14 protein-coding genes are annotated in these 15,301 nt (G+C 56.4%); 1 reads left to right on the top strand and 13 read right to left on the bottom strand.

Going from position 1 to position 15,301, the window contains the following annotated elements; translation table 11 throughout:
* The first annotated feature begins 135 nt into the window (after window positions 1-135).
* Window positions 136-414, top strand: a complete 279-nt coding sequence (locus BIS10_RS06485) for a hypothetical protein (protein WP_253503593.1) — start codon at window positions 136-138, stop codon at window positions 412-414.
* A gap of 102 nt (window positions 415-516) precedes the next feature.
* Here BIS10_RS06485 and BIS10_RS06480 read toward each other — a convergent pair whose 3' ends face one another.
* From BIS10_RS06480 to leuB, 13 genes are all read right to left on the bottom strand, one after another.
* On the bottom strand, window positions 517-1,716 hold the full coding sequence (locus BIS10_RS06480) for an O-succinylhomoserine sulfhydrylase (RefSeq protein ID WP_228168389.1): 1,200 nt from the start codon (window positions 1,714-1,716) through the stop codon (window positions 517-519).
* Window positions 1,717-1,817: 101 nt separating this feature from the next.
* Window positions 1,818-3,338 (bottom strand): amidophosphoribosyltransferase, encoded by a 1,521-nt coding sequence (gene purF, locus BIS10_RS06475; protein WP_253503589.1) that lies wholly within the window; start codon window positions 3,336-3,338, stop codon window positions 1,818-1,820.
* Between the two features lie 114 nt (window positions 3,339-3,452).
* Entirely contained in the window at window positions 3,453-4,031 is a 579-nt protein-coding gene (locus BIS10_RS06470; protein ID WP_044628328.1) for a CvpA family protein, read from the bottom strand.
* 2 nt (window positions 4,032-4,033) lie between these two features.
* Window positions 4,034-4,729, bottom strand: a complete 696-nt coding sequence (locus BIS10_RS06465) for an SPOR domain-containing protein (protein WP_083026429.1) — start codon at window positions 4,727-4,729, stop codon at window positions 4,034-4,036.
* A gap of 17 nt (window positions 4,730-4,746) precedes the next feature.
* Window positions 4,747-6,054: a bifunctional tetrahydrofolate synthase/dihydrofolate synthase gene (gene folC, locus BIS10_RS06460; RefSeq protein WP_253503585.1), complete on the bottom strand. Its 1,308-nt coding sequence runs from the start codon at window positions 6,052-6,054 to the stop codon at window positions 4,747-4,749.
* On the bottom strand, window positions 6,032-7,030 hold the full coding sequence (gene accD, locus BIS10_RS06455; protein WP_044628331.1) for an acetyl-CoA carboxylase, carboxyltransferase subunit beta: 999 nt from the start codon (window positions 7,028-7,030) through the stop codon (window positions 6,032-6,034). The genes folC and accD overlap by 23 nt, the downstream gene beginning before the upstream one ends.
* Before the next feature lie 92 nt (window positions 7,031-7,122).
* Window positions 7,123-7,926 (bottom strand): tryptophan synthase subunit alpha, encoded by an 804-nt coding sequence (gene trpA / locus BIS10_RS06450; protein ID WP_054640833.1) that lies wholly within the window; start codon window positions 7,924-7,926, stop codon window positions 7,123-7,125.
* An 8-nt stretch (window positions 7,927-7,934) separates the two neighbouring features.
* Window positions 7,935-9,173 carry a tryptophan synthase subunit beta gene (gene trpB / locus BIS10_RS06445; RefSeq protein ID WP_253503582.1) on the bottom strand — a complete coding sequence of 413 codons (1,239 nt, stop codon included), beginning with the start codon at window positions 9,171-9,173 and terminating at the stop codon, window positions 7,935-7,937.
* A gap of 109 nt (window positions 9,174-9,282) precedes the next feature.
* On the bottom strand, window positions 9,283-9,918 hold the full coding sequence (locus tag BIS10_RS06440) for a phosphoribosylanthranilate isomerase (RefSeq protein ID WP_083026427.1): 636 nt from the start codon (window positions 9,916-9,918) through the stop codon (window positions 9,283-9,285).
* Window positions 9,915-10,853, bottom strand: coding sequence for a tRNA pseudouridine(38-40) synthase TruA (gene truA, locus BIS10_RS06435; protein ID WP_062360413.1), 939 nt, complete (start codon window positions 10,851-10,853; stop codon window positions 9,915-9,917). Before truA ends, BIS10_RS06440 begins: the two co-directional genes overlap by 4 nt.
* 30 nt (window positions 10,854-10,883) lie before the next feature.
* Window positions 10,884-12,845 (bottom strand): FimV/HubP family polar landmark protein, encoded by a 1,962-nt coding sequence (locus tag BIS10_RS06430; protein WP_253503579.1) that lies wholly within the window; start codon window positions 12,843-12,845, stop codon window positions 10,884-10,886.
* A gap of 231 nt (window positions 12,846-13,076) precedes the next feature.
* Entirely contained in the window at window positions 13,077-14,189 is a 1,113-nt protein-coding gene (gene asd, locus BIS10_RS06425; protein ID WP_253503575.1) for an aspartate-semialdehyde dehydrogenase, read from the bottom strand.
* A gap of 137 nt (window positions 14,190-14,326) precedes the next feature.
* Window positions 14,327-15,301, bottom strand: a 975-nt coding sequence (leuB, locus tag BIS10_RS06420) for a 3-isopropylmalate dehydrogenase (RefSeq protein WP_253503572.1), incomplete at its 5' end; no start/stop codon positions are given.

Genomic DNA, 15,301 nt, shown 5'->3' with positions numbered 1-15,301 from the left:
TTTAAAAAATCGAACAAACCCAGCAATTTTAATCAATTTTACTATTTGTTTAGCGCGCTTATTATTAGCGCACGTTCTGACACGACACATCACAACGCTTTTAAACGAATCCACTATTTATAGAGAGTATGACCCATGAAAAAATTGACCCTTATTTCCGCTATCGCCCTAACATTGACCTCTACAGCGGCTCTAGCCGAACAAGGCTCTGCTGAGCTCAATGAAATCGTTCATGCCAGCTCTTCTGTGAACCACAGCACAGAAAGCTTAAACCTGACGCCCGCTGATCTGACGCGTGTGAACGGTGATGCTGCTAAAAACACCGTTATCGAGCCTAGCTCTGAAGCGCATCACTCAAACAGCAACAATGACCAGATTGCGCAGTCTGACCTGCCGCACCGCAACGCCTCCTAAGACAGGTAAGCGCTGCTGTCCAACGCAGAAAACGCTTAGCTTCTTAGATGACAAAAAACCCACCTCTCGGTGGGTTTTTTATTTAGCTTAAACCAATGCTACTTACTGGGCAGCTAGTACATCTAGGCCTCGTGCCAAGTCACGTTGAATATCTTCCTGGCTTTCAAGCCCAACGGCCACACGAACCAAGCCCGGCGAAATGCCTGCCGCCGCTTTCTGTGCGTCCGAGAGACGGCCATGCGTGGTGGTTGCCGGATGAGTAATAGTGGTTTTTACATCACCTAAGTTCCCGGTAATGGAAAGCATGCGCGTGGCATCAATGACCTGCCAAGCGCCCTCTTGCCCACCTTTCACCTCAAAACCGAGCACCGCACCAAAGCCCTGCTGCTGCTGTTTCGCTAACACATGTTGAGGATGTGCTTCCAGCCCGCTGTAGTAGACGCGGTTGACGGCCGGGTGCTGATCTAGCCAGAGCGCCAGTGCCAGTGCGTTTTCACAGTGCGCTTTCATACGCAGTGAGAGGGTTTCCAAGCCTTTGGTGAAAATCCACGCATTAAACGGGCTCATGCAAGGTCCACAGGTGCGCACGACACCAAAAACTTCTTCCAGCACGTCATGCTTGCCTACCACGGCTCCGCCTACTGCGCGTCCCTGACCATCCAGATATTTCGTGGCAGAGTGAATGACCAAGTCCGCACCTAGCGCGATAGGCTTTTGCAGTGCGGGGGTCAAAAAGCAGTTATCAATGGCGAGCAGTGCACCGCTACGCTTGGCGAGCGCCGCCAGCGCAGGGATATCCGCCACTTCGGAAAGCGGGTTTGAAGGCGTTTCAGCAAACAGCAGCTTAGTCTTAGGGCTGATCGCCTCTTCCCACGCGGCCAAGTTGGAAAGCTCCACATAGCGCGTTGTGATACCGAACTTGCCCAGATACTTATCAAACAGGCTGACCGTGGAGCCAAATAGCGAACGAGACGCCACAATCTCATCGCCTGCCGAAAGCAGTGCCAGCGCCGTTGAGAGAATGGCTGACATGCCAGAGCTAGTCGCCACGCAGCGTTCACCACCTTCAAGCGCCGCTAGACGGCGCTCGAAAGTATGTACGGTAGGGTTCGTAAAGCGCGAGTAAACATTGCCTGGCTCTTTACCACCAAACTTGCGTGCCGCCTCGGCAGCACTCTCGTACACAAAGCTTGATGTGGGAAAAATGGGTTCCGAGTGCTCCTGCTCAAACGTGCGGTGGTGGCCCGCGCGAATAGCGAGCGTCTCAAGCGACCACTCATCCTGATGGCTATCTTCGTGCATGGCAGAGCCCCTTATTCCAAACGCGATTTCAAAATGCTAATTATTGCACCACATACACATTTCTCCTGCGGGCCACTTGGGCACCGCAGGCAGCGTGACACTTAATCGTCCAGATCGTCGTCTTGATTATGCATATCGACCAGCGCGTGGTCACCCGCGCTCTGATCTTTTGCTGAATCGTTACGGCTGGCTTCCAAGACGGCCAAATACGCATCGTCAATGTCGCCAGTGACGTAGTTACCGTCAAACACTGAACAGTCGAAGGCTTCCATGTCAGGATTTACTTCGCGGCAGGCGTCTTTTAGATCTTCCAGATCCTGATAGAAGATGCGGTCGGCACCGATCAGCTGCCCAACTTCCTCTTCAGTACGACCATGGGCGATCAGCTCAGACGCCGCTGGCATATCAATCCCATAAACGTTGGGGTAGCGAACGGGCGGCGCGGCAGAGGCAAAGTAAACCTTACGCGCACCGGCATCTCGCGCCATCTGAATAATCTGTTTGCAGGTGGTACCCCGTACGATGGAGTCATCCACTAGCAGTACATTCTTGCCTTTGAACTCCACATCAATGGCGTTCAGCTTTTGGCGTACCGATTTTTTACGTTGGGTTTGACCCGGCATAATAAAGGTACGGCCAATGTAGCGGTTCTTCATAAAGCCTTCGCGGTAGGTCACGCCGAGATGCTGAGCCATCTCTAGAGCGGAAGTACGCGAGGTATCGGGAATCGGAATAACCACATCGATATCGTGATCCGGCCACTCGCTCAAGATGCGATCACCCAGCTTACGACCCATCTGCATCCGCGTGCCGTAAACGTAAGCACCGTCCAGGATAGAGTCAGGACGCGCCAGATAAACATGCTCAAAAATGCACGAGCGTAGCTGTGGGCGATCTGCACATACCTGGGTGTGTACTTGCCCCTGCATATCAACAAAAATCGCTTCGCCGGGGCCAAGGTCGCGTTCCAGCTCGAAGCCCCCCACGTCCAGCGCCACCGACTCAGAAGCAATCATCACCTCTTGGCCATCAGCATCCTGACGGGTACCAAACACCACCGGACGAATGCCGTGAGGGTCACGGAAGGCCACCATACCAAACCCGTTAATAATCGCGACCGCCGCGTAGCCGCCTTTGCAGCGCCGGTGCACTCTACGAACCGCATCGAAAATATCCTCAGCTTCTAAATGCAGCCCCTGCTTGCCCAATTCATGGGCGAACACATTCAACAGCACTTCCGAGTCAGAGCTGGTATTGATATGGCGAAGATCAGTGGAGAACAGCTCCTGTTTCAACTGCTCTGAGTTGGTCAGGTTACCGTTATGAGCCAGGGCAATGCCGTAAGGAGAGTTAACGTAGAAAGGCTGTGATTCTGCCTCGCTGGAGGAGCCTGCTGTCGGATAGCGAACGTGACCAATGCCCAGGTTGCCTTTCAGGCGTGCCATGTGGCGAGTATGGAAGACGTCACGAACTAATCCGTTACTCTTGCGCAGTAGGAAGCGTCCCTCATTCCAAGTCATCATTCCGGCAGCGTCTTGGCCCCGATGCTGAAGTACGGTCAGGGCATCGTAGATTCCCTGATTTACTGCCTGCTTGGCCAGAAGGCCCACTATACCGCACATTCCAGTTACCTCGCTTTAATACCATGGCTTACTGACGCAAGCCCGTACGTTCATCAAACTGACAAGCACTGGCGCTGGAAGCAGCACCAGCGGAGAATTTTCTGGCAGCTCCCGTTACTCAACCTCAGGGGCGCTGCTGGAGGGTAGCGTCGGCTGTGGGCGACGCAGTTCAGGTAGCGAAATATCGCGCAGCGACTCAGGCGGTGTCGGCAGCTCCCGCTCCCACTGGTCTAGCTGGCTGACCGCCCAATCGCGAAGCTCAATAAAGGTTGGCCGTAACGATGCTTGCTGCCAAGCCTGGAGCTCAGCCAGCGGCGTTAGGGTAATCAACACAGTAGCCACTAGCAGAATCACCGCCCCGCGGGCTATCCCAAAGGCAGCACCTGCAAATCGATTCAACAACCCCATGCCAACCCATTCAACGGCCGCATGCACCACGCGAATAACAATGCCACATAACAGAATGACGGCAAAAATCACCAGAGCAAATGCCAGCACTAAGCGTGCATCAAAGCTCTCAATAAAGCCGCTCATTAACTCTGCAACGGGCTCCGCCAAAACACGTGCGACCATTAACGCAACGACCCAAGCAGCTAAGCCAAGCGACTCGCGCACGAAACCGCGCACAAAGCCCGCCAGCATCGAAAGCCCAAGAACGGCTAAAAACAGCGCATCAATCCAGGTCAATGCCATCGTTAATCTCTTACTCGAACAAGCAGACCCTGCACATTAATACGCTGTTTGATAAGCGCCATCGCTGCCTCACCATCCTCAGACGTGGCGTAAGGGCCTACTAATACAGTAGTCAGATTGTTATCACGGGCGCGCTGAAACACGCTAAAACCTTCACCGCTTAGCTGGTCGCTAATACGCTGGGCGTTGGCGGTATCACCAAAACTGCCCACCTGGACTGCCCACTCGCCCTGCTGCTGAGCAGAGGGTGCTACGGAGGCACTGCTATTGCGGCTCTCATTCGCTGCGACCAGCGCGGCAATGGGGTCTTCTTGCGGCGGAGAATCCGGTTCACGGCTGGGCTGCGAAGGCGCTTGTTGGCTAGGCTCGGCAGCAGCGGTTAGCGACGATGAACCTTCATCAGAACTAGAGCTCGCTACTTGATCTGTTTGTGGCGCCCGAGGTATTTCCTCTATCGGCTCATCCAGCGCTTCATCGGTAAGGACAGGTGACGACGGTGCAGGTGTATCAATGGTGTCAGGCATGTCAGGCACGGGCACATCTTGACGCTCCACATCCACAGGCTGTTCGATCACAAAGGTGGGCTGAGGGCGCTCTTCCCGAGGTGCGGGGTCGCTCATCAACCAAGGGACAACGATGGCCAGTAGCGCCAGCAGTATCACGATGCCACTAATGCGTTCCGTTTTACCGTATTTCATATCCCTCTCCATCAAGCTTAGCGTGCCCGCGGCGTTGCTTGCGGCAGTGGCATGGCCAGTAACTCAGCTACCGTGAAGAATGAGCCGGTGGCCAGCACGCGGTCCTCTGGGGCTAGCTGCTTGGCAAGCTTGGCAGCCCCCGCTGCGGGGGAGTCGGCGCAATAATACACGTGTCCGCCCAGCGACGTAATACGTTTGGCTAACTCGTCTGCAGAACGGCCACGCTCACCTTCAAGGGTAACGCACACCCAGTCCGTGATACTTGGCGAAAGCGCCTGAATCACACCGTCGGCATCTTTGTCGTTAAGCATACCAATCAACGCCCACTGACGACCCCCTTTTGGTGGTGCTGGCAAACGGCGGGCCACGTACTGTGCCGCATGAGGGTTATGCCCTACGTCCAAACACCACTGCCCTACCCACTGCATTCGCCCGGAGAGCGTTACCGTACGCAGCGCTTTGCGCACCGTGTTTAACTGCAAAGTGACACCTGCTAAGGCCAGCGCTTGAAGCGCCGTGGCGGCATTATCAATTGGCAATCCAGGGTCTGGTAAACCATCCAGAGAAAGCGTACTGCCATCGGCAGTAAGGCCATGCCAGCACCAGGGGTTGCCTACCGTCTCACCAGCGCTATGACTGAAGGCGGTGCCTAGTGCGTAGCTATGGGCTGCTATCGCTATTGCTGATTCCAACACGCTTGGCGGAAGCGACTGGCTACCTAGCACAGCGGGTTTTAGCGGGCGAAAAATACCCGCCTTTTCTCGCCCGATCTGTTCAAGATCGTTGCCTAGAAAATTCGCGTGATCAAGCGCAATCGTGGTCACGATAGCCACATCCGCGTCAATAATATTCACCGCGTCTAAACGGCCGCCCAGCCCCACTTCCAGAATCGCAATATCCAATGTGGCATTAGCCAAGCACCACAGCGCACACAGCGTGCCAGCTTCGAAATACGTGAGGCTAATTGAAGGCTCTTGCAAGCGGGCGTTTTCTACCTGCTGAAAGCCTTCCACCAAACGCTGGTCGCTGGCTTCCCGGCCATCCACCGTCACGCGTTCGTTGTAACGCAGCAGGTGCGGAGAGGTATAAGTACCCGCCCGCAACCCATGAGCGCGGGCGATAGCATCTATCATGGCAAGGGTAGAGCCCTTGCCATTGGTACCTGCTACCGTGATGACCTGTTTCGCGATGGGGCGCTCTAGCAACCCCATACGCTTGGCCACCAGAGAAACACGCTCCAGCCCCATATCGATCCCTACGGGATGCAGGGTTTCAAGGTGATGAAGCCATTCGGCTAAGGTGTTAGGCATTGCGTGAAGCGTCATCGCTCGTCGCGTGACGAGAATCCGCTTGAGCAGATGTCTCTGCCGCTTCCGCTAGCTGCTCTTCATTGGCCACCGGCTCAACCACCTCAGCTTCAGGCAGATCACCTTCAGCCGGGTTAGCGCTTTGATGTGTCAGCTTACGCAGCACGCCACCCACGCGGGCACGCATATCGTGGCGGTGAACAATCATGTCCACCGTGCCGTGCTCTAGCAGGAACTCACTGCGCTGGAAGCCTTCCGGCAGCGTTTCACGCACGGTTTGCTCAATAACACGGGGACCAGCAAAACCAATTAGCGCGTTGGGCTCGGCAATATTTAGGTCGCCCAACATCGCCAAGGAAGCCGAAACACCACCAAACACGGGGTCAGTCAGCACCGAAATATAGGGCACGCCCGCCTGCTTGAGTTTCTCAAGGGCCGCTGAGGTTTTCGCCATCTGCATCAGCGAGAACAGCGCTTCCTGCATACGCGCGCCACCCGAGGCAGCAAAGCAGACCAACGGAATGCCCTCTTCCAGAGCGATGGTGGCGGCACGTACAAATTTCTCACCCACCACAGCGCCCATGGAACCACCCATAAAGGTGAACTCAAACGCCACAGCAACGATCGGCAGGCCATCCAGCTCGCCGCGCATCGCCACCAGCGCGTCTTTCTCGCCAGTCTCTTTTTGCGCTGCGGTCAGGCGGTCTTTGTACTTCTTGGAGTCGCGGAATTTGAGGCGATCATTCGGCTCAATCTCTGCCGCGATCTCTTCGCGCCCCTGCTTATCCAGGAACCAGTCCAAGCGTTTGCGCGCCGTTAAGCGTAAATGATGCTCACACTTGGGGCATACGCTGTGATGTTTCTCTAATTCAGGCAGGTAGAGAACGGCTTCACACTTGGGACATTTACGCCAGAGACCATCGGGCACGCTGGCGCGACGGTCTTTACGCTGGATACGCCCCATGGAGGGCACGATCTTGTCTAACCAGCTCATATCAAAAAGGCTTCCGTGTACGTCAAGGCTTGGCAGCGCCAAGCCTGATGAGTGTCGTCAATCAATTCAGTGTAGACGATGAGGGAACGCGCTTAGGCGTCCATCGCGGTGCGCATTTCTGCCAGCACGCTTTTTAACTGCCCGGCGATCGTTTCAGGCGCATCGACGCTATCGGCAATACGGTTAACCAGTGCACTGCCCACAATCACGCCGTCGGCAACTTTTGCCACTTCGGCAGCCGTCACACCATCGCGAATACCAAAACCAACGCAAAGCGGTAAATCGGTCATATCACGCAGTGGCGCAAGGTGCTCGGCAACGTCTTCAGCGTTCAACGTTGCCGCACCGGTGACACCTTTTAGCGAAACATAGTAAAGGTAGCCCTCACCGTGGGCGCATATTGTAGCGGCACGGGCATGGGAAGTGGTAGGCGCAACGAGGAAAATCGCTGCCAAGCCACGCGCTTTCAGCAGCGGGCCGAACTCATCGGCTTCTTCTGGTGGCATATCAACTACCAGCACGCCATCCACCCCAACACTCGCGGCTTTATCGGCAAACACCTCATAGCCGATGCGCTCGATAGGGTTGAGATAGCCCATCAAGACGATGGGCGTCGTGGTGTCGGTTTGGCGAAACTCGGCCACCATTTCCAGCAGGTCCACCAAGCGAGTGCCCTGCTTCAGCGCCCGCTCACAGGCTTTCTGGATCACCGGGCCATCGGCCATGGGATCTGAAAACGGCACGCCAAGCTCAATCACATCAGCGCCCGCGTCTACCAAGGCATGCATAAAGCCAACGGTATACTGCGGTGCCGGGTCGCCTGCGGTGATGTAAGGGATCAGGGCTTTACGCCCCTGCTGCTTTAACTCTGAAAAACGCTGGTCAATACGATTCATGCTAGCCCTTAAAACTCGATGCCGTCGATTTTCGCAACGGTCATGATGTCTTTATCACCACGACCCGAGAGGTTCACCACAATATGCTGATCCGGGCGCATGGTAGGAGCCAGCACCTTGGCATGGGCCAACGCATGGGCAGACTCCAAGGCGGGCATAATGCCCTCCATGTGGGTCAGCTCACGGAAAGCTTCCAGCACCTCTTTATCGTTCGCGGCTACATAGTTAACCCGGCCCACGTCTTTCCACAGCGCGTGTTCGGGGCCAACGCCGGGATAATCTAGGCCTGCAGAAATAGAGTGCGTATCCGACACCTGCCCCGCCTCATCCGACATCAGGTAAGTTCGGTTGCCGTGCAGCACACCGCGCGGTGCATTAGACGAAAGCGGCGCTGCATGGCGGCCTGTCTCTACCCCATCGCCACCGGCTTCCACGCCGTACATGGCCACTGCGTCATCTTCTACAAACGGGTAGAAAAGCCCCAGTGCGTTGGAGCCACCGCCCACGCAGGCGACCAGCGCATCGGGTAAACGGCCGACTTGCTCTAGTGACTGGCGACGGGCTTCGCGGCCCACCACGGCATTAAAATCACGCACCAGCTGCGGATATGGGTGCGGGCCCGCCACGGTACCGATGATATAGAAGGTATTATCCACGTTCGTTACCCAATCGCGCAGGGCTTCGTTCATGGCGTCTTTAAGTGTACGGGTGCCAGACTCCACCGGGATAACACGGGCACCCAGCAGACGCATGCGGTAAACGTTGAGCTTCTGGCGCTGCACATCGGCAGCCCCCATATAGACATCGCACTCAAGGCCCAAGCGGGCGGCTACAGTGGCTGTGGCAACGCCGTGCTGGCCAGCACCGGTTTCAGCAATCACGCGCGGCTTGCCGGTCTTTTTCGCCAACAGCGCCTGACCAATAGTGTTATTAACCTTATGAGCGCCCGTGTGGTTGAGGTCTTCCCGCTTCAGCCAGATTTGCGCGCCGCCTAACGACTCCGACCAGCGCTTTGCATGATAAAGCGGAGATGGACGGCCCACGTAGTGAGCCAGGTCACGATCAAACTCGGCCTGAAAATCCGGATCATCACGCAAACTCAGATAAATCTGCTCCAACTCTTCCAGGGCAAAGCTTAAGGTTTCTGACACAAACCGGCCGCCGTAGGGGCCAAAATGACCACGGGCATCCGGCATTCGGGTCAGGTCGCTGAACTTGGTTTCAGTTGCTGAGACAGTCACAGGCATACCTCACAAGATCGCCAGAAAAGGCAAAAATGAATGAACAAACGTCTAGCGCGCCCACGTTCGCGGTGAGCCACGCATCGTAATTCTGAGTGCACGCAGGTGGTAACGCTTAATGCGTATTGGCCTGCGCCACATGACGAACAAAAGCGGCCATTAACTCGGCCTCTTTAACACCGGGGGATGCCTCAATACCGCCTGAAACATCAACCGCATACGGCGCTACCTGAGTCACCGCGGCGGCAATATTATTGGCTGTTAGCCCACCCGCGAGGATAACAGGTTTTTCCAAGGTTGCGGGGATTCTAGACCAATCAAAGGTCTCGCCAGTTCCACCCGGCACGCCCGGACGGTAGGCATCTAACAGCAGCGCTTGCGCCGCTGCGTACTCTTTTGCCGCCTCGTGCAGGTCGATGTCATCGCGCATGCGCAGCGCTTTAATCCAGGGTCGCCCAAACTGTTGGCAAAACGCCGCCGACTCATCGCCGTGGAACTGAATAAGATCTAAATGCGGCAGACACTGCTCAATCAGCTCGGCAGGCTGGTTCACAAATAGCCCCACGCGGGTCACAAACGCAGGCACCTGTGCGGCAAGTATCCGCAGGGCCTCAGGGGTAATGCTGCGGCTACTTTTCGGCCACATCACAAAACCTAGCGCATCGACACCCAATGCCACCGCTTTGGCGATATCTTCCGGGCGAGTGAGTCCACAAAATTTGATACGCGTGCGTGCCATCAGCTGGCTCATGAGGAAGTCTCCTGCTGCTCGGGTTTCGCTTGCTTGGAGAACGTCAGCCGTCGCCTTGCGGCCACCCGAGGGCTTTCCGGCAATACGCGCTCTCCGGTCCACTCCCCAGTAAAGGCGAGTAGATTCGGGCCTAGCGGCTCTTTGGGTAGCTCGAAACGCTCATCGTAGATGGAGTCGACAAAATGCAGGCCGCAGGCAGGCGCGGTCACATCCCCTTTACGGCGGTTTTTCAGCGCCAGCAGGCGCTCAATATGCCCTTCGTCCTGCACGCCACGCCCAACGCTTGCCAAGGCTCCCGCAATATTGCGAATCATGTGGTGCAAAAAGGCGTTGCCTTGAATATCGATGACCACCAGCGGGCCGTGACGCTTCACTTCCACAAAGTGCATTTGCCGCCAGGGGGTTTTCGACTGACAACCGGCGGCGCGAAAACTACTGAAGTCATGCTCGCCAACCAACGCCTGGGCAGCACGGTGCATGGCATCGGCATCCAGTGGGTCACGGCACCAGGTCACGTTAGCGCGCTCTAACACCGGGCGGCTAATTTGGTTCAAGAAAATATAGCGATAGCGGCGCCCCAGCGCCCCCAGGCGGGAGTGAAAATCGTCGGAAACCGGCTTCACCCAGCGCACGGCCACGTCTCTGGGTAGATTGGTATTCGCGCCAAAGATCCAGGCCTTTTCGGTGCGCTGAACCGGAGGGTCGAAGTGAATCACTTGGCGAGTGGCGTGTACGCCTGAATCTGTGCGCCCACTGGCATGGATACGCACCGGCGCGCCAGCCACCTTGGCTAACGCATCCTCGATGGCCTGCTGGACAGAGGCCGCATGCTTTAAACGCTGGAAGCCGCAAAAGCGTGAGCCATCGTACTCAACGCCCATCGCCAAACGGCCAGCCAGCGGTTGTGTCTCATCAAAGTGGTAGAACAGCGTCATCGAGCCACGTCATTTAGAGGATTTTGAAGGTTAGCTATTATCCCGACGTCGCGGCTCGAATGCCACCTCTTCAATCTCCCATTCTTCTTCCGGCTCTCGGCGCGGGTAAGATGGCGACGCCTTAGCATTCTCCGACGCTCTCTCACCCCATACAGGCTCATCCGCACTGCCGAAGTCATTGGTTAAAGAGGGTGGGTGGTAATCAATGTAATGCGCGCTATCGTCCTTTTCCTCTGCGACGGTCGCCGGTGGCACTTCAGCTTCTTGGGCGGCATGCTCACGGTAAGAAGCATCCTCCACCGGCTCAGGCGTCTCTAAAAATGCGGCGTTGAGGGCCGCTTCATCTTCTTCATGCATGGAAGAAGCGCCTTCCGTGTCAGCCTTGTCTTCTTCATCCTGCGTTTCCCAAAGCGTATCGCCTTCGTGATCAACAGACTGCTGGGCTGTAGGCGCTTCATCGACGAGACTAAATGACTCACTGCTTAGTGGTTCATCATGGCTATCCGCCAGCGGCTCCTCTGCTGGATACTCAAAAGCATCACGGCGACTCCCCTCCTCTTTATCGTGGGAGCCCGCAACGGGCGGCGTCTGCTGAGATTCGTCAGCAGCCATATCCATAACACTCGCTGTAGTAAAGGCAGCAGCGGCAGGCTGGACGGCCTCTCTCTCCTTTGGCGAAGCGGCAGCGCTTGGCTCAGATCGCTGGGGTGCAGGGGATGCCACCTCCTCCCACTGGCGTTCACGTCGTTTTCGCGACCAAATCAGCGCACCCAACAGCAGCGCCAAAGCAACACTGGCCAGCGGCCATTGATATGCTTCTAGACGTTCTATCAAACTAGGGGTGGAAGAAGTGTTCACAGCGGCACTGGCAGGTATTGTGGCATTGGCAGCTCGCGACTCGGCAGCCGCTAGCGCCCGCTGGGTCTCCCGCTGAGAGGCATTGAGCGCCTCGGTCAATGATGCCACTTCCTGGCGCAGCGCAGCCATTTCAGCACGCATTTGCTCGCGCTCTTCCAGCACCATTTGCAGCATGGCCTGGCTTTCCTGAAGCTGCTCAGCGAGGTCTCTAAGCGTCAGCCCGGCTAGCTCACCCTCTTGCACGACTGTTTCCTGTGCATCTTCCGTTGACTGGGGCTCGCTAGGTGCAGCATCACTGCCGCGCGCATCGGGCTGCGCTAATGGCTCAGCAACTGTTGTGCTTTCAGCCTGCTCTTCTGACTCTGTTTCTGGCGCTGATGCCGAGCGAGGGGAAGGCCGCCGCATTGCCTGAACCGCCTGGGCGGCCTGCGCTGGGGACAATGCCATTAGCTGTTCACGGCTAGGCACACGCAAGGTTTGCCCTGCTCGTATATCATCGACATTGCCCGTAGGGAAAGCAGCAGGATTACCCTCCACCAGGGCCATCATCATTTGCTGAACGCTTACATCAGCGGGCTTAATACGTTCAGCAACGCCCCATAGCGTATCGCCACTGGCAATGTAAGCAATATTACGCTCAGGTGTTTGGGCAGGGGCAGCCGGAGCCGCAGGCAGAGATTGTGATGGCACAGGCTGAGCCACTGAAGATGCCTCGGCCACCGTAGCATCAACACTGGCCGCATAGTTGGGCGGGTCAAACAGCAGCATAATCGCTTCCGTACGCCGCCCTTCAGGCGTAGTGATGGTGACCAAGAGATCCAACCATGGCTCGCTCACCGCTTGCTCAGAACGCAGCACCAACTGTGGGCCACCGGGCATATGCTGTAATTCAGCGCGCACGCTGGCGACCAGCGGCGTCCACTCTAAGCCCAGCGCGTTAAAGGCAGCTTCATTTGCTATTTCCACGCGTACATCGTCTAGCGCCACACCGGCGGCATCGACCAGCGGCACGGTGGCATCTAGCGGCGATTGCAGCGGAGAATTCACGGTGGCTTGCCCAAGCCCAACCGCTAAAGCCAACGGGCTAACAGCGCTCAGTGGCAACCACAACCACCATGCCAGCTTCTTTTTCATGTAGGGCCCCTACTGCCTGCGATTCACTGCCACGATGCAACACCTGCATTCTGTTGCGACGAGATAAGTTAGTTCGTTCTTATCATAGCGTATTTATCATGCCGTTATGTTCAACGCATACATTTGCATGAAGTCACAGATTAGAAACATAAGTCACGGCAAAAAAAATGGGAAGCTGCGAACAGCTTCCCACTTTTAGCTAGCGATTAAACGCCGGTGTTTCGCGACCGCTTACTGCTCACGCAGAATTTTCAGCATGCGCTTGAGCGGCTCAGCAGCACCCCACAGCAGTTGGTCGCCAACGCTGAAGGCAGAGAGGTATTCACCGCCCATTTTCAGCTTACGCAGGCGGCCTACCGGCACTTGCAGCGTGCCAGTGGCAGCTGCAGGCGTTAGGCCCGCAATGGTGGCATCTTTATCGTTGGGGATTAGCTTAACCCACTCGTTATGCTTGGCAATACGCTCTTCAATCTCATCCAGCGGCACATCTTGCTTCAGCTTGATGGTGAACGCCTGGCTGTGAGAGCGCATAGCACCGATACGTACGCAGAGGCCATCAATGGGAATCGGGTTGTTCTCAAGACCCAGAATCTTGTTGGTCTCGACACTACCCTTCCACTCTTCACGGCTCTGGCCGTTATCGAGCTTGGTGTCGATCCACGGCAAAAGGCTGCCTGCCAACGGCGCAGCGAAGTTGTCAGTGGGGAAATCACCGCTGCGCATGGCTGCCGTCACTTTGCGGTCGATGTCCAGAATCGCGCTTGCCGGGTCGGCCAGCTCGCTGGAAACGCTGTCGCGCAGCTGGCCCATCTGGTTCAGCAGTTCACGCATGTGCTTGGCACCGGAGCCAGACGCCGCTTGGTAGGTCATGGAGGTCATCCACTCGACCATATCGGCTTCAAACAGGCCGCCTAAGCCCATCAGCATCAAGCTAACGGTACAGTTGCCACCAACGAAGGTTTTAGCTCCATTGGCGAGCTGGGCGTCGATAACCTTACGGTTCACCGGATCGAGGACGATAGTGGCGTCATCTTCCATACGCAGCGTACTGGCGGCATCAATCCAGTAGCCTTTCCAGCCGTCGTTACGCAGGTCGCCGTAGACTTTCTTGGTGTAGTCGCCACCTTGGCAGGTCACGATGACATCCAGGGCTTTTAGATCGTCTAGTGCAAACGCATCTTTCAGCGGAGGCACGTCCACGCCGATGTCGGGACCAGGCTGGCCGACTTGAGAAGTGGTGAAAAAGATCGGCTCAATGCCGTTAAAATCACCATCTTCCTGCATGCGCTGCATCAGCACCGAGCCAACCATGCCACGCCATCCCACGAAACCGACTTTCAACATGTGAAGTCCTCCAACTAAGAATGAGACCTATATTATACACAAATATCAGACACGACGTCGGCCACCCCTCAGGGCAGCCGACGTGTGCTGCTCAAACAAGCATTGAAATGAATCAATTAGTTAGCAAGCTTTCTTTGTTACTCAGCGCGCGCAAATGCGGCAAGTACCGCATCGCCCATCTCAACTGTCGAGACACGTCGCGTGCCTTCAGAAGCGATATCAGCAGTGCGCAGGCCTTCATCTAGAACGCTACCCACGGCGGCTTCAATGCGCTCGGCCATCGCTGTTTCATTAAGCGAATAGCGCAGCATCATCGCCACGGATAGCATCATGGCCAGCGGGTTAGCAATGTTTTGGCCCGCGATATCCGGCGCGCTGCCGTGGCAAGGCTCGTACATGCCCTGCCCGCTCTCGTTGAGTGAGGCCGATGGCAGCATACCGATAGAGCCGGTCAGCATGGCGGCGGCATCAGAGAGAATGTCGCCAAACATATTGCCGGTCACCACCACATCGAACTGCTTCGGTGCGCGCACCAACTGCATCGCAGCGTTATCCACGTACATGTGAGACAGCTCGACGTCCGGGTACTCCGGCGCTAGGCGCTCCATCACTTCACGCCACAGAATAGTGACTTCCAGCACATTGGCTTTATCTACTGAGCAGAGCTTTTTGCCCCGCTTCTGGGCCATCTCAAAGGCGACGCGGCCAATGCGCTCAATTTCGCTTTCAGAATAGATGTAGGTGTTAAAACCAACGCGCTCACCGTTACGCTCTTCGATACCGCGCGGCTGGCCAAAGTAGATGCCGCCGGTGAGTTCACGCACGATCATGATATCCAGGCCAGCCACCAGTTCAGGCTTCAGGCTGGAAGCGCTAGCCAACTGCGGGTAGAGCATGGCCGGGCGCAGGTTACCGAACAGGCCGAGATTTTTACGCAGCCCTAACAGGCCTTTTTCAGGGCGCTTGGAGAGGTCTTCGAGTTTATCCCACTTAGGGCCACCCACCGCCCCCAGCAGAATGGCACTGGCGGCTTTGGCTTTTTCCAGGGTTTCAGCGGGCAGCGGCTCGCCGTGGACATCGTAGGCGGAGCCGCCCACCAAGCCCTCTTCTAC

Source organism: Halomonas sp. 707B3 (assembly GCF_024158645.1).
Lineage (GTDB): Bacteria > Pseudomonadota > Gammaproteobacteria > Pseudomonadales > Halomonadaceae > Vreelandella > Vreelandella lionensis.
The sequence above is the reverse complement of the archived record's forward strand: the minus strand, read 5'-3'. Positions and strand labels throughout refer to the sequence as shown.